The sequence below is a fragment of the Kitasatospora sp. NPDC001547 genome, from assembly GCF_042894165.1.
Taxonomy (GTDB): domain Bacteria; phylum Actinomycetota; class Actinomycetes; order Streptomycetales; family Streptomycetaceae; genus Kitasatospora.
In genome coordinates this window covers 18,161-41,011 of the sequence record NZ_JBIAVL010000024.1, presented here as the reverse complement: position 1 = coordinate 41,011, position 22,851 = coordinate 18,161, and the positions used below count along the sequence as shown (strand labels likewise).

Here is a 22,851-nt window from a genome sequence, read left to right as displayed (position 1 = left end):
GGCGGGCGGCGGCGCGGGCGGCGGGTCGGCGACGGTTGCGGCCGCCGACAGCTGGTCGGGCGCATACCAGACCGCCCGGAGACGTGACGAAACGTCTCCGGGCGTCTGATCGGTTCACGCTTTCGGCCGATCATATCGATTCAGACATAGGCCTCAAGCGGCCAGTTGACGGCCAATCTCCTGCTTTCACTCCGTCCGCACCGCTCGGCGCCGGCGACGACGCCCCACCGCGGGCCCGACGGGCGCCGGGGCTCAGGCCAGTTCCGCCTCCACCGCCCGCCGTACGGCCTGGAAGTCCAGCCCGTGGTCGGCGACCACCCGGGCCCCGAGGCCCTCCCCCTCGCGGAGCACCCCGAGCAGCAGGTGGCCCACCGCGATCTGCCCCGACTTCAGCCGCAGCGACTCGCGCAGGGACAGCTCCAGCACCTTCTTCGCCCGGGCCGTGAACGGGACACGCCCGCCCTTGCCGCCGCCGGAGCGGAACCAGCCCCGGCGCTTCGACTCCTCCTCCGGCGGGGCGTCCAGCGCGCCCTCGCCGAAGACCGACTCGACCGCCTCCCGCACCGCGTCCAGGTCGACCCCGATCGAGGCCAGCGCCTGGCTCTGGTCCCCGTCCCCGGACAGGCGGCGCACCGCCTGCCGCGCCGTCTCCCGGTCGAGCCCGGCCCCGGTCAGCACGGCGGCGGCCGGGTCGTCCGTCCGGGCCAGGATGGCGAGCAGCAGGTGCTCCGTCCCGACGTGGCCGTGCCGCAGCTCCCTCGCCTCCTGCTGCGCCGCGACCACCACCTGCCGTGCCGCGTGGGTGAAACGCTCGAACATCCTCAGCCTCCGTCCTGGTCGCCGCGGGTACCGCGCTTCGCGTACTTCTTGTGGACCGCCTGCCTGGTCACCCCGAGGCAGACCGCGATGTCCTGCCAGGACCAGCCCTGCGACCGGGCGTTGCCCACCTGCAGGGACTCCAGGCGATCGGCCAGATCGCGCAGGGCGCGGACCGCCCGGAGCCCCACGGCGGGGTCACGACTGCTCGCGGCGGCCGCGAGTTCTCCGCTCTCACTCATGCCGTCAACTTTGGTTGACACGCGCGCGAATGTCAACCTTGGTTGACAGTCGCGGGGCTCAGCCGAACCGCCGCTCCAGCGCCTCCTCGAAGGTCCCGGTGCCGACCGCCCGCTCCGGCGTCAGGTTCCCGCCCGCCCGCAGCCCCCGGCCGACCGCCCCCGGCAGCCGCAGCGGCAGCAGCACCCGCCGCCTGCCCGCCGCCCGCAGGTACGCCTCGGCCAGCTCCCGGTACGTCCACACCCGCGGGCCGCCCACCTCCGGCGCGAACCCGGCCGGCTCCTCCCCCACCAGGTCCGCGACCGCCGCCGCCACCTCCCGCACGTCCACCGGCTGGAACCGCACCCCGCCGAACACCAGGAAGACCGGCAGCTTCACCGAGGCGTCGAAGACCTTCAGCACCAGGTCGTGGAACTGCGTCGCCCGCAGCACCGTCCAGCCCAGCCCCGGCTCCCGCACCACCCGCTCGCAGGCGAGCTTCGTCCGGTAGTACGCGAGCGGCACCCGGTCGATCCCGACGATCGACACGTACACCAGGTGCCGGACCCCCGCCTCCCGCGCCCGCGCCACGAGCGTCCGCACCCCCGCCAGGTCCGCCTTCCGCTGCGTGGTCGCGCAGTCCAGCACCACGTCGACCCCGGCCACCGCCTCCGCGATCCCGGCCCCGCTCACCAAGTCCCCGACCACCCACTCGACCCCGTCGCCCCCGTCCCGCGCCCGCCGGCTCAGCCCCCGCACCGCCACCCCGCGCGCCGCCAGCAGCCGCACCACCTCCCGCCCGAGCGTCCCCGTCGCCCCGGTCACCAGCACCGTCCCCATCACGCACCACTCCTTCTCGGCAGAACCCGTCACCCCCTACGGACCGGACACCACCCCCGGACGTGACATCGGCACCCCCGGGAACACGAAGAAGCGGGGCGAGGACCGGGAAGGTCCTCGCCCCGCTTCAGGGGGTCACCTCAGGAGGCGACCACCGGGGTAGGGCGTGGTCAGCTGCAGCCGCTGGTGGAGCCGCAGCCCTCGCAGAGGTAGCAGCTGCCGGCGCGGCGCATCTTGGTGCCGCAGGAGAAGCAGAGCGGGGCGTCGGCGTTGAGGCCGAGCTGGATCTCCATCAGCTCCGTGGAGTTGTGGGCCTGCTTCGCGGCCGGCTTGGGCGCCTCGACGGCCGGGGCCGGCTGGACGGGCTTGGCCGCGACGGGGGCGGACTGGGCGAGCGACTCGGTGTCCAGCTCCTCCTCGGCCTCCAGCGGCTCGTACGAGCCCGTCTCCAGGTGGCGCTGGCGCTCCTCGACGGAGTGGATGCCGAGCGCCGAGCGGGTCTCGAACGGCAGGAAGTCGAGCGCCAGGCGGCGGAAGATGTAGTCGACGATCGACTGCGCCATCCGCACGTCCGGGTCGTCGGTCAGACCGGCCGGCTCGAAGCGCATGTTGGTGAACTTCGAGACGTACGTCTCCAGGGGCACGCCGTACTGGAGGCCGACGGAGACGGCGATGGAGAAGGCGTCCATCATGCCCGCGAGGGTCGAGCCCTGCTTGGACATCTTCAGGAAGACCTCGCCCAGACCGTCGTCCGGGTAGGAGTTGGCGGTCATGTAGCCCTCGGCGCCACCGACCGTGAAGGAGGTGGTGATGCCCGGACGGCCCTTGGGCAGGCGCTTGCGGACCGGGCGGTACTCGACGACCTTCTCGACCACGGCGGCCGGGGCCTCCTCGGCCTTGGCCCCGGCGGTCTCGGAGTCCTTCTTCTTGGCCGAGAGCGGCTGGCCCACCTTGCAGTTGTCGCGGTAGATGGCGAGCGCCTTGACGCCCATCTTCCACGCCTCGAAGTAGATCTCCTCGATCTCCTCCACAGTGGCGGACTCGGGCATGTTCACGGTCTTGGAGATGGCGCCGGAGATCCAGGGCTGGATCGCGGCCATCATCCGAACGTGGCCCATGGCCGAGATGACGCGCTCGCCCATCGCGCAGTCGAACACCTCGTAGTGCTCGGGCTTCAGGCCCGGGGCGTCCACCACGTTGCCGTGCTCGGCGATGTGGGCGACGACCGCCTCGATCTGCTCGTCCTGGTAGCCCAGGCGCTTGAGGGCGCGCGGGACGGTGCCGTTGACGATCTGCATCGAGCCGCCGCCGACCAGCTTCTTGAACTTGACCAGGGCCAGGTCGGGCTCGACGCCGGTGGTGTCGCAGTCCATCATCAGGCCGATGGTGCCGGTCGGGGCGAGCACCGAGGCCTGGGCGTTGCGGAATCCGTTCTCGGCGCCGATGCGCAGCACGTCCTGCCAGGTCCTGTTGGCGGCCAGCCAGACCGGGGAGTCCAGGTCGTCGACCGAGACGGCGTCCAGCGAGGCGTCCGCGTGCTGCTTCATGACCTGCCGGTGGGCGGTCGCGTTGCGGGCGTAGCCGTCGTACGGGCCGACCACACCGGCGAGTTCGGCGCCGCGGCGGTAGGCGGTGCCGGTCATCAGCGAGGTGATGGCGCCGGCCAGGGCGCGGCCGCCCTCGCTGTCGTAGGCGTGGCCGGTGGCCATCAGCAGGGCGCCGAGGTTGGCGTAGCCGATGCCGAGCTGGCGGTAGGCGCGGGTGGTCTCGCCGATCTTCTCGGTGGGGAAGTCCGCGAAGCAGATGGAGATGTCCATCGCGGTGATGACCAGCTCGACGACCTTGGCGAAGGTGGCGGCGTCGAACGAGTCGTCGTCGCGCAGGAACTTCATCAGGTTCAGCGAGGCGAGGTTGCAGCTGGAGTTGTCCAGGTGCATGTACTCGGAGCAGGGGTTGGACGCGTTGATGCGGCCGGACTCCGGGCAGGTGTGCCAGTGGTTGATCGTGGTGTCGTACTGGATACCGGGGTCGGCGCAGGCCCAGGCGGCCTCGGCCATCTTGCGGAACAGCTTCTTGGCGTCGACGGTCTCGATGACCTCGCCGGTCATCCGGGCGCGCAGGCCGAATTCGGTGCCGTTCTCGACGGCGGTCATGAATTCGTCGTTGACGCGGACCGAGTTGTTGGCGTTCTGGTACTGGACGGAGGCGATGTCGTCGCCGCCGAGGTCCATGTCGAAGCCCGCGTCGCGCAGGGCGCGGATCTTCTCCTCCTCCTTCACCTTGGTCTCGATGAAGGCCTCGACGTCCGGGTGGTCCACGTCGAGCACGACCATCTTGGCCGCGCGGCGGGTGGCGCCACCGGACTTGATGGTGCCGGCCGAGGCGTCGGCGCCGCGCATGAAGGAGACCGGGCCGGAGGCGTTGCCGCCGGAGGAGAGCAGCTCCTTGGAGGAGCGGATCCGGGAGAGGTTGAGGCCGGCGCCGGAGCCGCCCTTGAAGATCATGCCCTCTTCCTTGTACCAGTCGAGGATCGACTCCATGGAGTCGTCGACGGACAGGATGAAGCAGGCGCTGACCTGCTGGGGCTGCTTGGTGCCGACGTTGAACCAGACCGGCGAGTTGAAGCTGAACACCTGGTGGAGGAGGGCGTGGGTCAGCTCGTGCTCGAAGATCTCGGCGTCGTCCTTGGTGGCGAAGTAGCCGTGCTTCTCGCCGGCCGCGCGGTAGGTGAGCACCACGCGGTCGATGATCTGCTTGAGGCTCCACTCGCGCTGCGGGGTGCCGACGGCGCCGCGGAAGTACTTGGACGTGACGATGTTGACGGCGTTGACCGACCAGAAGTCGGGGAACTCGACGCCGCGCTGCTCGAAGTTGATCGAGCCGTCGCGCCAGTTGGTCATCACGACGTCACGCCGCTCCCAGCGGACCTCGTCGTACGGGTGCACGCCAGGAGTGGTGTAGATGCGCTCCATCCGGAGACCGCCCTTCGGGGCCTTGGCGCCCTTGGCCGCGGCCTTCTCGGACTTCGACCCGCGTGCGGAACCGCTCGTGGTGTCTGTCACTTCTCGCTCCTCCTCCTGGGCAAACGCCCGAAGTGCCCCGAAAAGTCCGGGCACTGCTGGTTCGTTCTTCCGGTGTGCGGGCAGGCGGAGACCTCGCCTGCTTACGCACGGTTTGTAGTGTTCTGTGCCCATATTTCGGGCACGCGTGGGCCCCGTGGGGCCGTGGTGGTGCGGAGGGGCCCGTCGGGGCCCGGCGCCGGTGCCTCCTAGGGCGCGGCGGTGGAGACGGACACGCGGGTGTCGTCCGCCTCGGGGGTGTGGGGCCGCTCGGCGCGGAGTTCCGCGATGGCGGCCTCGAAGTCTTCCAGTCCGTCGTACGCCTGGTACACGGAGGCGAAGCGCAGGTACGCGACCACGTCGAGCTCCTTGAGCGGACCGAGTATGGCCAGCCCCACGTCGTGGGTGGTCAGCTCGGCGTTGCCGCTGGCGCGCACGCACTCCTCGACCCGCTGGCCGAGCTGGGCCAGCGCGTCCTCGGTGACCGGGCGGCCCTGGCAGGCCTTGCGGACGCCGGTGATGACCTTCTGCCGGGAGAACGGCTCGGTGACGCCGCTGCGCTTGATGACCATCAGCGCGGCCGTCTCCACCGTGGTGAAGCGGCGGCCGCAGTCCGGGCACTGCCGACGACGGCGGATGCAGCTGCCGTCCTCGGTGGTCCGGCTGTCGACAACACGGCTGTCGGAGTGCCGGCAGAAGGGGCAGTGCACCTCGGGATCCCTCCCTGGCAGAACGTTCGGACCGGTTGAGTCTATGCGATGCGCCCCCGGCCTCGGCAAGCTGATCATGCGGGGCGACCACTAGTACTGGGCACGGAGAGGACTGTAGCCACTACATGTAGGCCTCGGGGGGAGGTGAGCACCTTGGCGTGTCGGTGCCGATTAGACTGCCGTGGTCGAGTTCTGCTCGAACATTTACTCGATGTACAACAAAGCCTTGATCGAGTCAGTCAACTCCCGAATAATTCACTCGAACGTGTGTTTGGCGCAACCTTTCGATAGGAGGCGCGTTGGGCTGGAAAAGGGGAGAGGACAGCCGTCGAGAGGGGCCGCCGTGAACACGATCGAAAGCAACACCATCCCGGTGCAGGAACACTCCCAGTTCAAGGTGGGGCAGCGCACCACGAATCAGCAGGGTCTGGACATCAGCATGGACCGTAGCGAAGACCACCGTCTCCCCGGCGCGGCCCTTTCCGGCGCGCCCCGCGTTCCCGACCAGCCGATCGAACACTCCGCCGCCGTGGACGACGCCCACCCCTCCCCCGCCCGCGCCATGCCCGGCCGCCCCCCCGGCATCCGCACCGACGAGGCGGGTCTCACCGAGCGCCAGCGCCGGGTGATCGAGGTCATCCGGGATTCCGTCCAGCGGCGCGGCTACCCGCCGTCCATGCGCGAGATCGGCCAGGCCGTCGGCCTGTCCAGCACCTCCTCGGTCGCCCACCAGCTGATGGCCCTTGAGCGCAAGGGCTTCCTGCGCCGGGACCCGCACCGCCCGCGCGCGTACGAGGTCCGCGGCGTCGAGGTGGCCCGTCCGAACACCGCCGAGACGGCCGGCCGCCCGTCCACCTCCTACGTCCCGCTGGTCGGCCGGATCGCCGCCGGCGGGCCGATCCTGGCCGAGCAGACGGTCGAGGACGTCTTCCCGCTGCCCCGCCAGCTGGTCGGCGAGGGCGAGCTGTTCGCGCTCACCGTGCGCGGCGACTCGATGATCGAGGCGGCCATCTGCGACGGCGACTGGGTCACCGTGCGCCGCCAGCCGGTCGCCGAGAACGGCGACATCGTGGCCGCGATGATCGACGGCGAGGCCACCGTCAAGCGGCTCAAGCGCGAGGACGGCCGGATCTGGCTGCTGCCGCACAACCCGGCGTACGAGCCGATCAACGGCGACAACGCGACCATCCTGGGCAAGGTCGTCGCGGTCCTGCGCCGGCTCTGAGCGCCCCGGCGGCCGGCCGCCGCACACACCGGGGAGGGGCTCATCGCGATCCGCGAGGAGCCCCTCCGGCGTTTCCGGGGGCCGCTCAGCCCCGCTTCACCACCGGTCGCACCGGCGCCGCCGAGGCGTCGATCGCCGCCAGCGAGCGGCGCACCTGGTTGCGGTCCGTGGTGTACCAGAACTCCGGCATCGAGGACCTGAAGAAGCCCCCGTACCGCTTGGTCTCCACCCGAGGGTCCAGCACCGCGACCACGCCCCGGTCGTCGGCCGCGCGCACCAGCCGGCCCGCGCCCTGGGCCATCAGCAGCGCCGCGTGCGTCGCCGCGACGGCCATGAAGCCGTTCCCGCCGCGCTGTTCGACGTCCTTCTGGCGGGCGCTCATCAGCGGGTCGTCCGGCCGGGGGAACGGGATCCGGTCCATCACGACCAGCTGGCAGGCCGAGCCGGGCACGTCCACGCCCTGCCAGAGCGAGAGCGTGCCGAACAGGCAGGTGGTCGCGTCCGAGGCGAACTCCCGGATCAGCTCGCCCAGGGTGTCCTCGCCCTGGAGCAGGACGCGGTGGTCCAGCCGCTCGCGCATCGCCTCGGCGGCCGTCTGGGCACCGCGCATCGAGGAGAACAGGCCCAGCGTCCGCCCGCCGGCCGCGCCGATCAGCTCGGCCAACTCGTCCAGCATGTCCGGCCGTTCCGGGTCCCGCCCGGGGTCGGCCAGGTGCTTGGCGACGTACAGGATGCCCTGCTTGGGGTACTTGAACGGCGAGCCGACGTCGATCCCGCGCCAGTGCGGGACGGCGTCCTCCCCGAAGCCCGGTTCGGAGTTGTCCCCGGCGGTGCGGACGTCCGGCAGCCGCGCCTCGGAGGGCAGGCCGACCGAGGCGGCGACGCCGTTGAAGTCCCCGCCGAGCTTGAGCGTGGCCGAGGTGAGGACGACCGAGCGCTCCTTGTACAGCCCCTCGCGCAGCAGCCCGGAGACGCTCAGCGGGGCGACCCGCAGCGAGGCGGCGCCCAGCCCGTAGCGGTCGCTGCGCTCGATCCAGACCACGTCGTACTCGGAGTCCTCCAGCAGCCGGTCGGCCGTCTCGTGCAGCGCCTCGGCCGAGGCCATCGCCTGCTTGCGGACGGCGTCCTCGTCGCTGAGCCCCTTGTCCCTGGTCTCGCCCAGCGAGGTGATCACCTGGCGGGAGGCGTCGCGGATCGCGGTGACCGCGTACGCCAGGTACTCGGGCAGCTCCTCGACCCGGCCGGGCTGGGCCGTCTCCATCAGGCCGTGGTAGTTCTCGGCGGCGGCCTGGAGTGCGTCCACCGCCTTCTCGTTGGCCAGCCGCGCGGCCCGCTTCACGGCCCGGTTGACCGCCCCGACGGTCAGCTCCGCGGTGGCCGCTCCGGTGACCCGGTTGACCAGCTCGTGCGCCTCGTCGACGATCAGCAGCCCGTGCTCGGGCAGCACCGGCGCGCCCTCGATCGCGTCGATCGCGAGCATCGCGTGGTTGGTGACCACGACGTCCGCCAGCTTGGCCCGCTCCCGGGCCTTCTCCGCGAAGCACTCCTGCCCGTAGGGGCAGCGGGTGGCGCCCAGGCACTCCTTGGAGGTGACCGAGAGCTGGGCCCAGGCCTTGTCGGAGACGCCGGGGCTGAGGTCGTCGCGGTCCCCGGTGTCGGTCTCGTCGGCCCACTCGCGCAGCCGCAGCACGTCCTGCCCGAGCTTCCCGGTGGGCCCGCCGAGCGCGTCCACCGGATCGAACAGGCCCTCGCCCTCGTCGCTCGGGGTGCCCTCGTTGGCCCGGTGCAGGCACAGGTAGTTGGAGCGGCCCTTGAGCATCGCGAACAGCGGGCGGCGGCGCAGCACCGGGTGCAGCGCCTCGACGGTGCGCGGCAAGTCCCGCTCCACCAGCTGCCGTTGCAGTGCCAGGGTGGCGGTGGCGACCACCACGCGGTCGCCGTGGGCCAGCGCGGGCACCAGGTAGGCCAGGGACTTGCCGGTGCCGGTGCCGGCCTGGACGAGCAGGTGCTCACCGTGGTCGACGGCGTCGGCGACGGCCTCGGCCATCCGGGCCTGGCCGGGGCGCTCCACGCCGCCGACGGCCGCCACCGCGGCGTGCAGCAGCTCGGGGATCCGCGAGCGCGGGACGGCGACGGCTTCCTCGGCCTCGTCGCCGAGGTCCGCCGCCCGCTGGGATTCGGAGTCGTGGGATTCGGAGTCGTTCGTCATGACGCTCCCAGCCTACGGGGCGGGGGTGACAATCCGGTCCCGTTCTCCGGGCTGTCGCACGTCCACGGCGACCAGCGCGTTCGGCACGGTCCCGTACCGGGCGGCGTGCGGGCGGTGCGGGCGGTCCTGGTAGCCGTCCAGCAGCAGCCGGTTGCGGTTGAGGCAGAGCCGGTCGATCCGGGGGCGGAACAGGTCGAACAGCTCGAAGCGCTCGCGCAGCTCGGGGAAGCGGTCCTGGTAACGGAGCACCTCGGCGCGCAGCAGGGCCCAGAACTCGGTCTCGGGCAGCCCGGTCTGCGCCTCCAGCAGCGGGGCGAGGTAGCGGAAGACGCCGATGAACAGCCCTGAGTGGATGAACTGGCAGAGCCCCTGCGGGCTCTCCCGCAGCAGCACCTCGGCCACCTCGGGGGGCAGGCCGTGCAGTTCGGGCAGGCTCTGCGCGCTGAGGTTGACGTCGTCCACGAAGTCCTTGACCGCGAGCCGGACCGGTACGTCGGACGGGTCGAAGACGACGATCGCGTTCTCGCCGTGCGGGGAGAAGACGAGGCCGTAGCGGTAGAGGAAGTGCAGCAGCGGCGGCATCATCGCGGCGAACAGCCGGGCGGTCCAGTCTCCGGGGCGCAGGCCTGAGCGCTCGATCAGCTCGGCGGCGAGCGCCCGCCCGTCGGAGCCGGTCTGCAGCAGCGCGGCCAGGGTGCGGGCCCGCTCGCCGCCCTCCAGGAAGGGGCCGAGCGGCTGGCGCCAGATCGCGCCGAGCAGCTCCTTGTACTGGTAGGGGGCCTCGGGCAGCTCGCGGTAGAGCGGGTGGTCGACGGTGACGGAGGCGATCTCGCCGAGCAGGACGACCCGGCACTCGTCGCGCAGGTACGGGTCGGCGTCGCGCAGCCCGAGCAGCCAGGCGGTGACGGTGGGCGCGGCCAGCGTGCGCTCGACCGGCAGGCCGCGCCAGACCAGGGTGTTGAGGATGGACAGCGGCAGCTTGACGGTGCAGCGCTCGGGGTGGGCGGTGTTGAAGAAGGAGCGGATGGACTGCTGGGGCAGCCGTGGGTCGCCGTCCGAGGGCAGCGGGACGATCTCGCCGGAGGCGATCCAGGGGGCGAACAGCGGCAGGACCGTCTCCTCCCACTGCCAGGGGTGGACGGGCAGCAGCAGGTAGTCCTCGGCGTCCGGGCCGAGCGCGGCGCGCAGCGCGTCCACGTCGTCCAGCTCGCGGGCGTAGAGCTGCTCGGGCCGTTCCAGGTCGGGCACCCCGCGGTACTCGGCGAGCCGGCGGTGCACCGCGATCCAGGGCAGCGGGCGCGGGCTGCGGGCCTCCGGGGCCCAGCGGGCGGCGTCGGCGGCGGAGAAGCCGATCCGGCCCTTGTTGGGGACGATCCAGGGGTGGCCGGTCTGCCGGCCCTCAAGGGCGGTGTGGTCGAGGTCGGCGAGTTCGGCGGCGGTCAGCGCGGTGGCGAGCTGGCGGGCGTCGGCGGTCAGGGTGGCGCACAGCTCGCGGATCAGGTGGCCGGTGGTCTCGCCGCGCATGCCGAGGGTCTGCCGGGCGTACGGGAGGAAGCGCAGCGGGTCCAGGCCGTCGGGGCGGTCGCAGCGGACGGAGTCCGGGTCGACCTGCCAGCTGTCGTAGGCGCCGCGCCGGGCGGTGAAGCGGTACTCGGCCTCGGGCAGCTCCAGCCGGTACTCGCCGGGAGCGTCGCCGGGGACTGGCCGGAGCAGCTCCTCGTAGGCGAACTCGCCCAGCATCTTGGCCAGCAGGGCGCGGCCGGCCCGCTGCCAGTGCCCGGCGGTGAGGTGCGGGGGCAGGTGGAGCGGCGGTTCAGCGGCCGACGGTTGCGGCACGGGTCAACTCCTGGGGGCGGGGGACGGCGGGGGTCCGGTCGGGGGTCGCGGGAGCGGGGACGGGAGCAGCGGCGGCGGCCGGGGCGGGCGCGGAGGCGGCGGGCGGCGCGAAGCCGGTCCAGGCGGTGCGGTCGGGCAGCCGGTGGACGGTGCGCCCGGTGACGGCGTTGAGGATCACGGCGGCCCGGTGGGCGCCGAGCCCGAGGTCGGGGGTGCCGACGCCGTGGGTGTGCAGCTCGGCGTTCTGGACGTACAGCCCGCCGGTGAGCTCGGGCCGGGTGGCAACCCGGTGGTGCAGGTCGACCCGGTAGCGCCCGGCCTCGTCCCAGTCGATCAGTCCGGCGAGCGGTTCGAGCGCGGCCGGGCGGGCCGCCCGGTAGCCGGTGGCGAGCACCACGGCGTCGGTGCGCAGCAGGTGCTCGGCGCCGGAGTCGGTGTGCCGGCAGTGCAGTTCGAGGCCGCCGCAGGGGCCGGGGCGGGCCGTGTCGACGGCGGTGCCGGGGGTGATCTCGACCGGGGCGGTGCCGATCGGGCGTCCGATGGTGCGCTCGTAGAGGTGGTCGTGGATCTCGGCGAGGGTCTCGGCGCTGGCGGCCTTGTGCAGCTGCCACTGGGCGGCGACCAGCGCGTCCCGGACGGGGGCGGGCAGGCCGTGGAAGTACCGGGTGTAGTCGGGGGTGAAGTGCTCCAGGCCGAGCTTGGAGTACTCCATGGGGGCGAGCGCCCTGGTCCGGGTGAGCCAGCGCAGCCGGACGCCGTCGCCCTCGTGGCACCGGAGCAGGTCGAGGAAGACCTCGGCGCCCGACTGTCCGCTGCCGACCACGGTGATGTCCCGGGCGCCGGCCAGGTCGGCGCGGCGGTCCAGGTACTCGGCGGAGTGGAAGGCCCGCGGGTGGCCCGCCAGCGGGGCGAAGGCCTCCGGCAGTACCGGCCGGGTGCCGACGCCGAGGGCGATGTTGCGGGCCCGGGCCTCGGAGCGCCGACCGGTCGCGGTGTCGGTCAGCTCGACGCGGTACCAGGGCGCCTCCCAGCGCAGGGCGGTGACCTCGGTGCCGAAGCGGCAGTTGGCCAGCCGTTCGGCGGCCCAGCGGCAGTAGTGGTCGTACTCGCGGCGGGGCAGCTGGAAGCGCTCGGCGAAGTAGAACGGGAACAGCCGGTCCTGCTCGCGCAGGTAGTTGAGGAAGGACCACGGGCTGGTCGGGTCGACCAGGGAGACCAGGTCGGCGAGGAACGGCACCTGCATCCGGGCTCCGTCCACGAGCATGCCGTGGTGCCAGCGGAACTCCGGGCGCTGGTCGCAGAAGAGCGTGCGCAGGCCGGGGACGGGCTCGGCGAGCGCGGCGAGCGAGAGGTTGAACGGGCCGATGCCGACGCCGAGCAGGTCGTACGCGGGGGGTGTCGAGGTGTCCACAGGGGTGTCCTAGGCGGGGAGTCGGGTCTGCGCGGCGGGCCCGTCGGCCCGGTCGCGGACCATCAGGGCGGCGCGTTTGCCGGGCAGGTCGAGTTCGGCGGCGACCCGGAATCCGGCCCGCTCGAAGGCCCGGACGGACCGCCGGTTGCGGACGTCAGGCTCGGCCACCACCCGTTCGCAGCGCGGGTTCCGGCGGAGAATCAATTCTGCGAGCGCGGCCAGGAGGACGGCGCCCAGCCCGCGGCCGCGGCTGGCGGCCGGGCCGAGCAGCAGGTGCACGCCGGTGTCGTACGGCCGGGCCGGGTAGTGCGCGGCGAGCGGGTCGAGGTCGGCGCGGTAGACCTCCCAGTAGCTCATCGGCTCGCCGTCGAGCAGGCCGAGGCACGGGCTGCTGCGGCCGTCGCCGTCCAGTTGGGCCCGGACGTGCCGCTCGGTGGTCTCCGGCGGCCCGGCCAGCTCCCAGAAGGCGTCGACCTCGGGATCGTTCATCCAGCCGGCGAGCAGGGCGAGGTCGGCGGGCAGCCGGACCGGGGCGAGCCGGAACCCGCCGGCCGGGGTGGGGACGGCGCCCCACCCGGGCAGGTCGGGCGGCGCCACGTCACCGCGTTCGTCCGGGCGCGCGTCCTTCCGGTTCACGCTCCCCCAGCCTCCGGCCGGGGGAACCCCCACCGCTCGCCCGGGCACCCGGCCAGTGGGTTGGGGATGTCCACGTACACGGACTGGCTGGCGACCGGGCCGACCAGCTCGTCCATGCCGTTGATCCGGGTGAGCAGGTTGGCCTTGCAGGGCAGCGTGGGCGCGTCCAGCAGCAGCGCGGGCAGCGCCGAGCCGGTGGCGGCGGCCCGCGGGCCGGTCAGGAACCGGCGCAGCGCGGCCAGCAGCACCGTCTCGTCGGCGAGCCGCTGGGAGCCGAAGGCGCCGATCAGGCCGAGCACGTGGTTGATGCCGAGGTAGTAGGCGAAGTGGTGGTCGATCACCTCGTCCGGCAGGAAGGTGTCGCTGTCGGCGCCGAGCCCGGGCAGCCGGGCGGCGAGCCTCGCGGTGGCGCTCTCCCGGTAGTAGTAGCCCTGGTTGTCGCGGTAGCGGCCGCCGCAGGGCCAGCCCTCGGCGTCCAGCAGCACGAGGCTGTTCTGCTGGTGCGCCTCCAGGGCGATGCCGCCCCGGCCGTCCAGCCAGAGGATGGGCAGCACGACCGCGTCCAGGTAGCGCAGGAACCATTCGGCGGCCACGGTCGGCAGCGGGCGGGCGCAGCGGGCGGCGAGCGTCCGCAGGATGTCGCCGAGCCGGGAGGGCACGGTGTCGCCGGTGCCCAGCGGCTGTTCGGCGACCAGCCCGGCGACGCACAGGGCGCGGTCGGTGGGCGCGAAGGGCTGGGCGCGCAGCACGGTGTCCAGGCCGCCCGGGTCGCCGAGGGCGGGGTGGTCGACGCCGATCCAGGCCGGGTCGCGGACGATGTCGAAGCCGGGGTGGGCGGCCCGCCACTCGGCGGCCAGCCCGCTCTCCAGCAGCCGGTGCATCTCCAGGCCCCGGTGCAGTTCCTTGCGCAGGTTCTCGCGGCGGGAGTTGGTGATCCGCAGGCCGAGCGAGAGCTTGAGCATCCACGGGGTGCCGGGCCGGTAGACGGTGCGCACCGAGGAGGTGGGGTACCAGGGTTCGCCGGCCGGGCCGAGGTCGTGCAGCAGCCCGTCGGCGAGCAGGGCGGCGACGGCCGGGCGGTGGGCGAGTTCGCGGGCCTGCCAGGGGTGCAGCGGGAGGGCGGCGGTGCCGGGCGGCAGCGCCGTGCCGCCGTCGAGCAGGCCGGCGGTGAGCTGCTCGGCGCTCTCGGCGACGGCGGAGCCGGCCGCGAGCAGTTCGCGGTCCACGGCGTACCAGTGCAGTTGGAAGGAGCCGTGAAGTTCGGGCGAGTAGGCGGCGCTCTGGGCCGGGCCGAGGCCGTCGCGGCTCTTCGGCGTGGGGTGCAGCGGGTGGCCGAGCAGCAGGGACTGCTCGGCGGCGAGGAAGTGCGAGTGCTCCGGCCCGCCGGGGACGGCGGCGGTGCGGCGGTGGGCGAGGATCTCGGCGGTGCGCACGACCGAGTCGGCGACCCGGCCGGCCAGGTCGGCGACCTGTCCGGGGTCGGGCCGTTCGGCGGCCGCGGCGGCGAGCAGAGCGGCGGCGGTGACGGCGTCCACCGGGGCCTCGGCGGCGCCTTCGCCGGCCGCGAGGGTGGCGGGCCCGAAGCGGTGCCAGCCGCCGGGCGACCAGTAGCGGACCGGGGCGGTGAGCCGGGCGGCCCCGCCCAGGACGGCGATCCGCAGCCGGCCGTCCGGGCCGGGCCGGGCTCCGGTCTCCCGCGTCCAGCATCGCAACAGGGCCTCCAGCCCGGCCTGTTCGGCGGCGACGGCCGGGTCGGGGTGCAGCAGCAGGTCGTGGCCGTGGGCCGGTTCCGCGGTGGGCGGCGGTACGGGCGGGGCTCCGGTGAGGGCGGCGGTGCTCAAGGCTGCTCCTTGGGGCGCGTGGGGGTGCGGACGCGCTCTGTGGTGGAGGGGATCGGCGGGCGCTCGCACCGTCGCGTCAGGTAAGGGTTACCTATCCATGACGGGTGATCACAAGGACGGCTCACTCGTCCGGGTGAGAATCGGCGATTGTCCACATCTGGGACCGAATGCCCTGCTGAGCCGGTGGACCGGCCGGGCCGGGATCACGGATCGGTGACCTCCGGCCCGCACCGCAACCCGGGGGGCGGGCACCGCCGTCCTCGTCCGCGATGGAAGACTCCAGGGCGGGGGAGCGCCGCGCCGCGCACCGGCCGGGCACGCGCCGCCCGGGCGCGGGGCCACCGGCCCCGGCGCCGCCCGGCCGCCCGCTCCACCCGGCGAGCCGGCACCGCCGAGCTCCGCCCAGCACCGACCGACCGAGCACAGGGGGAAGCGCACAGATGCCATCGATCCACCGGTCAGCCCTGGCCGCCCTGGCCGCGGGCGCCCTGCTCGCCGTGAGCGCCTGCGGGCCGGACGGCCCGGCGGGCGGCAGGACCAGCCCCGCGCCGCCGCCCTCCTCCGCGGCGGCCGCGGGCTCGGGCGGCGCGATCGGCGGGATCACCCTCCCGTCCGGGCTGCCGACCAGCCTGTTGGAGGGGCTGCCCAGGAGCTGGGACGACCTGAAGAAGTGGAAGTTCGAGGACTGGGACAAGTGGGCGTCCAAGCACGTCTTCGACAACCCGGTGGTGAAGGACTTCTGGGACCCGGACAAGATGGGCGACTCCAGGCCCGCCGACCCGGCGCCGCCCGCCGCCAAGCCCGCCCCCACCACCCCCGCCCCCAGCACCCCCGGGCCGTCCGCTCCCGGGCCGTCCGCCGACGACGGCGTGACCGACCCCGATCCCCCGGTGGTCAAGGCCACGGCGATGCCCCGCCCGTACACCGGGCAGCCCTCCGGCAAGGTGTTCTTCTCCGCCAAGGGCGGCCGCGGCAACTGCTCGGCGACGGTGATCGGCGACCCGCGGCACCCGGGCCGGAGCAACCTGGTCTGGACGGCCGGCCACTGCGTGCACGAGGGCAAGGGCGGCGGCTTCTTCAAGGACCTGGTCTTCGTGCCCGCCTACAACAACTCGGGCGCCTCCAGCGGCGGCAAGCGGGCCCCGCTGTCCGAGCTGGCCCCGCTCGGCACCTGGTGGGCCGACCAGGTCACCACCTCGCCGCAGTGGATGGTCGAGGGCGGCGGCAGCGGCGACGCCGCCAACCAGTACGACTTCGCGGTCATGCGCGTGCACAACCAGAACGACACCGGCAAGTCCCTGGAGGAGACGGTCGGTTCGGCCGTCCCGGTCTGGTTCGACGCGCCGCGCGACCGGCTCGACGTGTCGGCCGCCGGCTACCCGCTGGTCAAGCCGTTCGACGGCCAGGAGCTGTACCGGTGCGACGGCGGCAAGCCGACCCGGCTCTCCTTCGACGCCAAGCGTCCGACGATGCTGACCATCGGCTGCGACATGACCCAGGGCGCCAGCGGCGGCGGCTGGTTCGCCAAGATGCCCGACGGCAGGACCGCCCTGGTCAGCAACACCTCGATCGGCACCCCGGAGCACACCTCGCTGAGCGGCCCGTACCTGGAGGCGGTCGCCCGGCAGGCGCTGGACTGGATCTCCAAGAAGTAGCCGGACCTCCGCGGCCGGCAGCCGCTCCGAGGAAGCAGCCGCCACCGGGGGGCGGTGACGGAACCACCAGCACAGCACGGGGGGACGAGCCCGCATGCCGAGAACCACCAGCCGGGGTCGCCGGGCCGCGACGGCCGGCGCCGCGCTGCTCACCGCACTCGCGCTGGGGGCGGCCGGGTGCGGGCCGGACGGCCCCGCCCGGCCCGCCACCGCGCCCCTCGCCCTGCCCCGGTCCGCACCCACCAGCCTGGGCGACCTGTCCGGCTGGAAGGTCGAGGACTGGGCGCGCCACGTCGCCGGCAGCGCCTTCGCCAACGACGCGCCGCCCGGCTCCTGGCCGGCGGCCCGGATGGACGCCGCCCGGGGCCGGCCCACCCCGGAGTACTCCCTGACCGCCCCCGCGGCGGACGGCGTCGAACGGGACGCCCCGCCCGCCGCCGTGCCGGCCGTGCCGCAGCCGCACCCGTACGGCCCGGTCGGCTCGGTGGTCGGCCGGCTCTTCGCGGCCACGCCGCAGGGCGACGCGGCCTGCTCCGCCACCGTGGTCTCCGACCCGGTCAACCCAGGCCGCAGCGACCTCGTCCTCACCGCCGCCCACTGCCTGCACGAGGGCAAGGGCGGCGGCTGGCTGCGGAACCTGGTCTTCGTGCCCGGCTTCAACCGGGACGGCCAGATGGTCCACGGCAAGCCGAACCCCGACCAGCGCGCCGCCCCGTACGGCCGGTGGACGGTGGTGCGCGCGCTGGTCTCGCCGACCTGGCTCCAGGAGAGCGGCGTCGGTGCCCACCACCAGTACGACTACGGCATCCTGCGGGTGCGCGGGGAGGACGGCTCCGGGAGGTCCCTGGAGGAGACGGTCGGCGGCTCGGTGCCGATCTGGTTCAACGCCCCGCGCGACCTGATCACCGCGGTCGCCGCGTACGGCTACCCGGCCGAGCGGCCGTCCGACGGCCTGCGGCTCGCCCACTGCGACTCCCCGGTCGCGCCCGGGCGGCTCACCTTCGACCGGAACCGCCCGCCGCTGTACGTGATCGGCTGCACCATGACGGCCGGCTCCGGCGGCGGCGGCTGGTTCGTCACCAGGGACGGCAAGCCCAACCTGATCAGCGTCGGAGCCCTCGGCGACCGCGACCCGGCCGGCTACCAGGCCGGGCCCGCCCTGCAGGACCAGGCGAAGCAGGCCTTCGACTACTTCGCCAAGAACGTCAGGTAGCCGCCACCGGGAGGACGGCGAAGGGCCCCGGGACGACGGTTCGTCCCGGGGCCCTTCGCCGCGCTACCGCTCAGCCCTGCAGGGCCACCGCGAAGTACTCCAGCTCGGCGGCCAGTTCGGCCGGCACCTTGGCGTGCAGCAGGGTGCCCTCGCCGGTGTGCTCGGTGGAGAGCAGCTCGCCCTCGGCGTGCACGCGGGAGACCAGCGCGCCCTGGGTGTAGGGCACCAGGGCCCGCACCTCGACCGCCGGACGCGGCAGTTCGTCGTCGATGAGCTGCAGCAGTTCCTCGATGCCCGCGCCGCTGCGGGCCGACACCACGATGGCGTGCGGCTCGCGGCGCAGCAGGCGCTGGAGGACGTGCGGATCGGCGGCGTCCGCCTTGTTGATCACCACGATCTCCGGCACGTTCTGCGCGTCGACCGAGACGATGACCTCGCGGACGGCGGCCAGCTGCGTCTCCGGCTCGGGGTGCGAGCCGTCCACCACGTGCAGGATGAGGTCCGCGTCGGCGACCTCCTCCATGGTCGAGCGGAAGGCCTCGACCAGGTGGTGCGGCAGGTGCCGGACGAAGCCGACGGTGTCGGCCAGGGTGTAGAGCCGCCCGCTCGGGGTCTCGGCCCGGCGGACCGTCGGGTCCAGGGTGGCGAACAGGGCGTTCTCCACCAGCACGCCCGCGCCGGTGAGCCGGTTGAGCAGGGAGGACTTGCCGGCGTTGGTGTACCCGGCGATGGCCACGGACGGCACCTGGTGGCGCTTGCGCTCCTGGCGCTTGGTGTCGCGGCCCTTCTTCATGTCGGCGATCTCCTTGCGGAGCTTCGCCATCTTCTCGCGGATCCGGCGCCGGTCCGTCTCGATCTTGGTCTCACCGGGACCGCGGGTGGCCATGCCGCCGCCCGAGGAGCCGGAGCCACCGCCACCCATCTGCCGGGACAGCGACTGACCCCAGCCGCGCAGGCGCGGCAGCATGTACTGCATCTGCGCGAGCGAGACCTGCGCCTTGCCCTCCCGGGACTTGGCGTGCTGGGCGAAGATGTCCAGGATCAGGGCCGTCCGGTCGACGACCTTGACCTTGACCACGTCCTCCAGGTGGATCAGCTGGCCGGGGGTGAGCTCACCGTCGCAGACCACGGTGTCGGCACCGGTGGCGGCGACGATGTCGCGCAGCTCCTTGGCCTTGCCGGAGCCGATGTAGGTGGCCGCGTCGGGCTTGTCACGGCGCTGGATGACGCCGTCCAGCACCTGGGAACCGGCCGTCTCGGCGAGCGCGGCGAGCTCGGCCATCGAGTTCTCCGCCTCCTCCAGCGTGCCGTCGGTCCAGACGCCGACGAGGACCACGCGCTCCAGGCGGAGCTGGCGGTACTCGACCTCGGTGACGTCTTCGAGTTCGGTGGAGAGGCCGGCGACCCGGCGCAGGGCGGCGCGCTCGCTGCGGTCGTACTGGTCGCCGTCGTAGTGGTGGCCGAGGTCCTCGTCGATGGCCGCGAGGTCCTCGTCCATGAGGGCTTCCGCCCGCAGACCGTCGAGGCGGCGCGGAGCGTCGGCGTGGTCGCGGGTGTCGAACGTGGAGGTCATTCTGTCCTTTGGCTCGCTGGTACGGATTGGCTTCGGGGACCGCGGTGGCGGTCCCGTACGGAGTCTGCCCAGCTGCCGCCCCGGCTACCGTCCGGGCGGGGTGAGCTACCCCTCAGGCCCCCGGGTTCCGCCCCGGGCTCCTGTGCCCGGAGAACGCCGTGGACCGGCCGTGAATTCCCCATGATGGTCGCACGCCGTGCGCGGGGCGGTCATCCCCATTTCCCCCGGGCCACCGGGCCGAGCGGCCGCTCCCCCGGCTCCCGGCCCGCGTCCGGGGCGTGCGGGCGGCTCACGTCGTAGACCCCGGAGACCTTGAGCATCGCCCGCATCAGCCCCGGCAGTGCGGCCGGCTCGGGCAGTTCCACGGTGTAGGTGTGCCGGACCCGGGACTCCTGCGGCGGCTCGACCTCGGCCGAGACGATGCCGACGCCCGCGCCGGAGATCGCCGCGGTGAGGTCGGCGAGCAGCCGGGGCCGGTTCAACGCCTCGGCCCGCAGGGTGGCCCGGTGCCCGGCCGCCGGCGCGCCCTCCGCCTGCCAGCGGACCTCCAGCTCGGCCCGCCCGTCCGCGCGCATCCGCTCCCCCGCCGGACAGCCGGTGCGGTGCACCGCGACCGCGCCGCCGCGGATCGGGTAGCCGGTCACCTCGTCCGGCGGCACCGGGGTGCAGCAGCGCGCCAGCCGGACCGACGCCCCGGGCCGTCCGGCCACCGCGACCGGGGCCACCCGCCGCTCGGCGGCCGGGCGCCCAGGCGGGGCGGGCTGGCCGCCGGCCGGGCCGGTGCGGACCACCGGCTGGCGGGCCGGGTGGTCGGCCAGCCAGCGCTCGATGGCCAGCCGGGCGGCCGGGGTGCGGGCGTGCGCCAGCCACTCGGGGGCGGGGCCGGAGGGCTGCCCGCCGCCGGCCGGGAGGGTCTCGGTGAGCACCGCGATCTGGTCGCCGTCCTCCAGCACCGTGGACAGCGCGGTGAGCCGCCCGTTGACCCGCGCGCCGATGCAGCGGTGGCCGGTCTCCTCGCCGAGCAGGTAGGCCGCGTCCACGCAGGTGGCGCCGGCCCTCAGCTGAAGCGTTTCGCCGCCCTCCGTCACCACGGTGATCTCGCGGTCGCCGGCCAGGTCGGCGGTGAGCGCGGACCAGAAGGCGTCCGGGTCGGGCGTCTCCTGCTGCCACTCCAGCAGCCGGCTGAGCCAGCCCGGGCGGGCCGGGTCGGTGCGGTCCAGCTCGTCGGCGTCCTGCACGGCGCCGGCCGGGGACGGATCGCCGAGCGCGACCACCCCGGTCTCGGCCACCTCGTGCATCCGCCGGGTGCGGACCAGCACCTCGACCACCGCGCCGCCGCTGAGCGCCACGGCGGTGTGCAGCGACTGGTAGAGGTTGAACTTGGGCGCGGCCACGAAGTCCTTGAACTCCCCGGGCAGCGGCGTCCAGCAGGTGTGCAGCTCGCCGAGCACCGCGTAGCAGTCGGCGTTCTCCTCGACCACCACCAGCAGCCGCCCGAAGTCGGCCGGCCGCGGTCCCTGCGGCCGCCCGTCCGGCCCGGGCACGGCGGCCCGCCGGAGCAGCACCCGGTGCAGCGAGACGCAGTGCCGCGGCCGGACGGTCACCTCGGCGGGCACCCCGGCCTCGGCCAGCTGGCGGGCCAGCTGCCGGGCGAAGGGCTCCAGCAGGGCGTCCGGCTGGTCCTCGTGACCGGCCATCAGGGCGCGGGTGCGGGCGTGCTCCTCGGGGTGCAGGGTGGCGAAGACGATGTCCTCCAGCTCCGCCTTGAGCACCTGGATGCCGAGCCGTTCGGCCAGCGGGATCAGCACGTCCCGGGTGACCTTGGCGATCCGCACCTGGCTGGCCGGCTTCATGTGCCGGATGGTGCGCATGTTGTGCAGCCGGTCGGCCAGCTTGATCACCATCACCCGGACGTCGTCCCCGGTGGCGACCAGCATCTTGCGGAAGGTCTCGGCCTCGGCGGCGGCGCCGAAGTCGACCTTCTCCAGTTTCGTCACCCCGTCGACCAGGTAGGCGACTTCGGGCCCGAACCCGGCACCCACCTGGTCCAGCGTCAACTCGGTGTCCTCGACCGTGTCGTGGAGCAGCGAGGCGACCAGGGTGGTCGTCCCGGCGCCGAGTTGGGCCAGGATCATGGTGACGGCCAGCGGGTGGGTGATGTACGGCTCGCCGCTCTTGCGCTTCTGGCCGCGGTGGCTGGCCTCGGCGAGCCGGTACGCCCGGGCGAGCAGGCCGAGGTCGGCCTGCGGGTGGTGCCGGCGGTGGACCCGGACGAGCGGCTCCAGGGCGTCCGGCACGGCCGGCCGGCCGGTGGCGAGCAACGCGGCCCGCCCGGCCCGGCCGAGCGCGGCCCGGCCGAGCTCCCCGAGGGGCCTCCTGGCCCCGGCCTGCCGTACGGTCGTCGGCTGCCCCGTGAGGGACTGCCCGGCTTCGATGGTCATCGGCACCTCCGGCAACGGTCACCGGGCGCCGCCCCTCCTGAGGGGGTGATCTTGCTACCCCTCCCCAGGGGTGATCGACCCGGTGGTCCATGCTACCGAGCAGAGCACGTTCCGCGACGCCCTGATTCCCGTCCGCGACCGGTATCACCCGATCGGGGGGATTCGTCACCGCACGAATTGGGCAAACCGGGCCGCCCGTCCCCGCCGGGCCTCAGCGCACCGACTCCCACCAGCGCCCGTCCAGCCGTCCCTCGGCGACGATCACCGCCGGACCGGTCATCTCCACCCGGCCGTCCGGGTGCTCGGTGATGACCAGCCGGCCGCCCAGCACGTCCACGGTGTACGAGACCGCCTCGCCGGTGACCGCCGGATCGGCACCGTCCCGACGGATGGCCGCCACCGCCACCGCGCAGGCGCCGGTGCCGCAGGAGCGGGTCTCGCCCGAGCCGCGCTCGTGCACCCGCATCGCGACGTGCCGCGGCCCGCGGTCCACCACGAACTCGACGTTGACGCCCTCCGGGTAGGCGCTCGCGGGGCTGGTGAGCGGCGCGGCGTACAGATCGCCGGCGTGCTCCAGGCTCTCCACGAAGGCCACCGCGTGCGGGTTGCCCATGTTGACGTTCAGGGCCGGCCAGCGCCGCTCGCCGACCGCGACCTCGATGCCGTCCGGCCCGGGCAGCCGGGCCCGGCCCATGTCGATGGTGACGTCGCCGGGCGTGCCGTCCGCGGCGGCCTCGGCGACCTTCGCCGTGAGCACCCCGGAGCGGGTGGCGACGGCCAGTTCGCCGGGCTCGGCCAGACCGGCGTCGACCAGGAAGCGGGCGAAGACCCGCAGGCCGTTGCCGCACATCTCGGCGACGCTGCCGTCCGAGTTGCGGTAGTCCATGAACCACTCGGCCCGGTCGGCCATCCCCGCGGCGGCCGGGTCGGCGGCGGCGCGCACCACGCGCAGCAGCCCATCCCCGCCGACGCCGGCCCGCCGGTCGCACAGCGCGGCGACGGTCTCGGGACCGATCTCCAGCGCGCCGTCCGGGTCGGGGACGATGACGAAGTCGTTCTGGGTGCCGTGCCCCTTGAAGAAGGCGATGCCGCCCTGCCGGGGAGAGGATGCGCTCACCCCTCCGATGGTACTGAGCGGCGATCCGCCCGCTCGGCGCAGGGAGGCGT

General features: G+C 73.8%; 16 protein-coding genes. 3 read left to right on the top strand and 13 right to left on the bottom strand.

Translation table 11 applies throughout. The features are described 5' to 3' along the window. Positions 1-252 precede the first annotated feature (252 nt). From ACFY0X_RS30870 to nrdR, 5 genes are all read right to left on the bottom strand, one after another. Positions 253-819, bottom strand: a complete 567-nt coding sequence (locus ACFY0X_RS30870) for a Clp protease N-terminal domain-containing protein (RefSeq protein ID WP_387759492.1) — start codon at positions 817-819, stop codon at positions 253-255. A gap of 2 nt (positions 820-821) precedes the next feature. Further along, on the bottom strand, positions 822-1,058 hold the full coding sequence (locus tag ACFY0X_RS30865) for an RNA polymerase subunit sigma-70 (RefSeq protein WP_387759491.1): 237 nt from the start codon (positions 1,056-1,058) through the stop codon (positions 822-824). Between the two features lie 58 nt (positions 1,059-1,116). Beyond that, on the bottom strand, positions 1,117-1,875 hold the full coding sequence (locus ACFY0X_RS30860) for an SDR family oxidoreductase (RefSeq protein ID WP_387759565.1): 759 nt from the start codon (positions 1,873-1,875) through the stop codon (positions 1,117-1,119). A 170-nt stretch (positions 1,876-2,045) separates the two neighbouring features. Beyond that, positions 2,046-4,937, bottom strand: coding sequence for a vitamin B12-dependent ribonucleotide reductase (locus ACFY0X_RS30855; RefSeq protein ID WP_387759489.1), 2,892 nt, complete (start codon positions 4,935-4,937; stop codon positions 2,046-2,048). Positions 4,938-5,143: 206 nt separating this feature from the next. Beyond that, positions 5,144-5,644, bottom strand: coding sequence for a transcriptional regulator NrdR (gene nrdR / locus ACFY0X_RS30850; protein ID WP_387759488.1), 501 nt, complete (start codon positions 5,642-5,644; stop codon positions 5,144-5,146). A gap of 343 nt (positions 5,645-5,987) precedes the next feature. Here nrdR and lexA point away from each other — a divergent pair, with 343 nt between their 5' ends. After that, positions 5,988-6,869: a transcriptional repressor LexA gene (lexA, locus tag ACFY0X_RS30845; RefSeq protein ID WP_387759486.1), complete on the top strand. Its 882-nt coding sequence runs from the start codon at positions 5,988-5,990 to the stop codon at positions 6,867-6,869. A gap of 85 nt (positions 6,870-6,954) precedes the next feature. Here the strand turns inward: lexA and ACFY0X_RS30840 are convergent, their stop codons facing one another. From ACFY0X_RS30840 to ACFY0X_RS30820, 5 genes are read right to left on the bottom strand one after another with little or no spacing between them, the layout of a single operon-like run. Beyond that, entirely contained in the window at positions 6,955-9,078 is a 2,124-nt protein-coding gene (locus ACFY0X_RS30840) for an ATP-dependent DNA helicase (RefSeq protein WP_387759485.1), read from the bottom strand. 12 nt (positions 9,079-9,090) lie between these two features. Next, positions 9,091-10,914, bottom strand: coding sequence for an IucA/IucC family protein (locus ACFY0X_RS30835; RefSeq protein ID WP_387759483.1), 1,824 nt, complete (start codon positions 10,912-10,914; stop codon positions 9,091-9,093). Then, positions 10,892-12,325: a lysine N(6)-hydroxylase/L-ornithine N(5)-oxygenase family protein gene (locus ACFY0X_RS30830; protein WP_387759481.1), complete on the bottom strand. Its 1,434-nt coding sequence runs from the start codon at positions 12,323-12,325 to the stop codon at positions 10,892-10,894. Before ACFY0X_RS30830 ends, ACFY0X_RS30835 begins: the two co-directional genes overlap by 23 nt. A gap of 9 nt (positions 12,326-12,334) precedes the next feature. Then, complete coding sequence (locus ACFY0X_RS30825; protein ID WP_387759563.1) at positions 12,335-12,922, bottom strand: GNAT family N-acetyltransferase; 588 nt, start codon at positions 12,920-12,922, stop codon at positions 12,335-12,337. 35 nt (positions 12,923-12,957) lie between these two features. Continuing rightward, entirely contained in the window at positions 12,958-14,871 is a 1,914-nt protein-coding gene (locus ACFY0X_RS30820; RefSeq protein ID WP_387759479.1) for an IucA/IucC family protein, read from the bottom strand. A gap of 371 nt (positions 14,872-15,242) precedes the next feature. Between ACFY0X_RS30820 and ACFY0X_RS30815 the strand changes: the two genes are divergently transcribed. Together ACFY0X_RS30815 and ACFY0X_RS30810 are read left to right on the top strand one after the other, a co-directional pair. Next, positions 15,243-16,457 (top strand): trypsin-like serine peptidase, encoded by a 1,215-nt coding sequence (locus tag ACFY0X_RS30815; protein ID WP_387759477.1) that lies wholly within the window; start codon positions 15,243-15,245, stop codon positions 16,455-16,457. Between the two features lie 94 nt (positions 16,458-16,551). Further along, complete coding sequence (locus ACFY0X_RS30810; protein WP_387759476.1) at positions 16,552-17,670, top strand: trypsin-like serine peptidase; 1,119 nt, start codon at positions 16,552-16,554, stop codon at positions 17,668-17,670. 70 nt (positions 17,671-17,740) lie between these two features. On the opposite strand, the gene hflX is transcribed toward ACFY0X_RS30810, so the two are convergent. The 3 genes from hflX to dapF all read right to left on the bottom strand — a co-directional run bounded on the left by hflX (position 17,741) and on the right by dapF (position 22,801). After that, positions 17,741-19,243 (bottom strand): GTPase HflX, encoded by a 1,503-nt coding sequence (gene hflX, locus ACFY0X_RS30805; RefSeq protein WP_387759474.1) that lies wholly within the window; start codon positions 19,241-19,243, stop codon positions 17,741-17,743. 209 nt (positions 19,244-19,452) lie between these two features. Then, complete coding sequence (locus tag ACFY0X_RS30800; RefSeq protein ID WP_387759472.1) at positions 19,453-21,684, bottom strand: RelA/SpoT family protein; 2,232 nt, start codon at positions 21,682-21,684, stop codon at positions 19,453-19,455. 211 nt (positions 21,685-21,895) lie between these two features. Further along, complete coding sequence (dapF, locus tag ACFY0X_RS30795; RefSeq protein ID WP_387759470.1) at positions 21,896-22,801, bottom strand: diaminopimelate epimerase; 906 nt, start codon at positions 22,799-22,801, stop codon at positions 21,896-21,898. Positions 22,802-22,851 lie beyond the last annotated feature (50 nt).

Excerpts from the sequence above, each read along its gene's own strand:
- ACFY0X_RS30870 (WP_387759492.1), bottom strand. The coding sequence starts at position 819 with ATGTTCGAGCGTTTCACCCACGCGGCACGGCAGGTGGTGGTCGCGGCG.
- ACFY0X_RS30865 (WP_387759491.1), bottom strand. The coding sequence starts at position 1,058 with ATGAGTGAGAGCGGAGAACTCGCGGCCGCCGCGAGCAGTCGTGACCCC.
- ACFY0X_RS30860 (WP_387759565.1), bottom strand. The coding sequence starts at position 1,875 with ATGGGGACGGTGCTGGTGACCGGGGCGACGGGGACGCTCGGGCGGGAG.
- ACFY0X_RS30840 (WP_387759485.1), bottom strand. The coding sequence starts at position 9,078 with ATGACGAACGACTCCGAATCCCACGACTCCGAATCCCAGCGGGCGGCG.
- ACFY0X_RS30815 (WP_387759477.1), top strand. The coding sequence starts at position 15,243 with ATGCCATCGATCCACCGGTCAGCCCTGGCCGCCCTGGCCGCGGGCGCC.
- ACFY0X_RS30810 (WP_387759476.1), top strand. The coding sequence starts at position 16,552 with ATGCCGAGAACCACCAGCCGGGGTCGCCGGGCCGCGACGGCCGGCGCC.
- hflX (WP_387759474.1), bottom strand. The coding sequence starts at position 19,243 with ATGACCTCCACGTTCGACACCCGCGACCACGCCGACGCTCCGCGCCGC.
- ACFY0X_RS30800 (WP_387759472.1), bottom strand. The coding sequence starts at position 21,684 with ATGACCATCGAAGCCGGGCAGTCCCTCACGGGGCAGCCGACGACCGTA.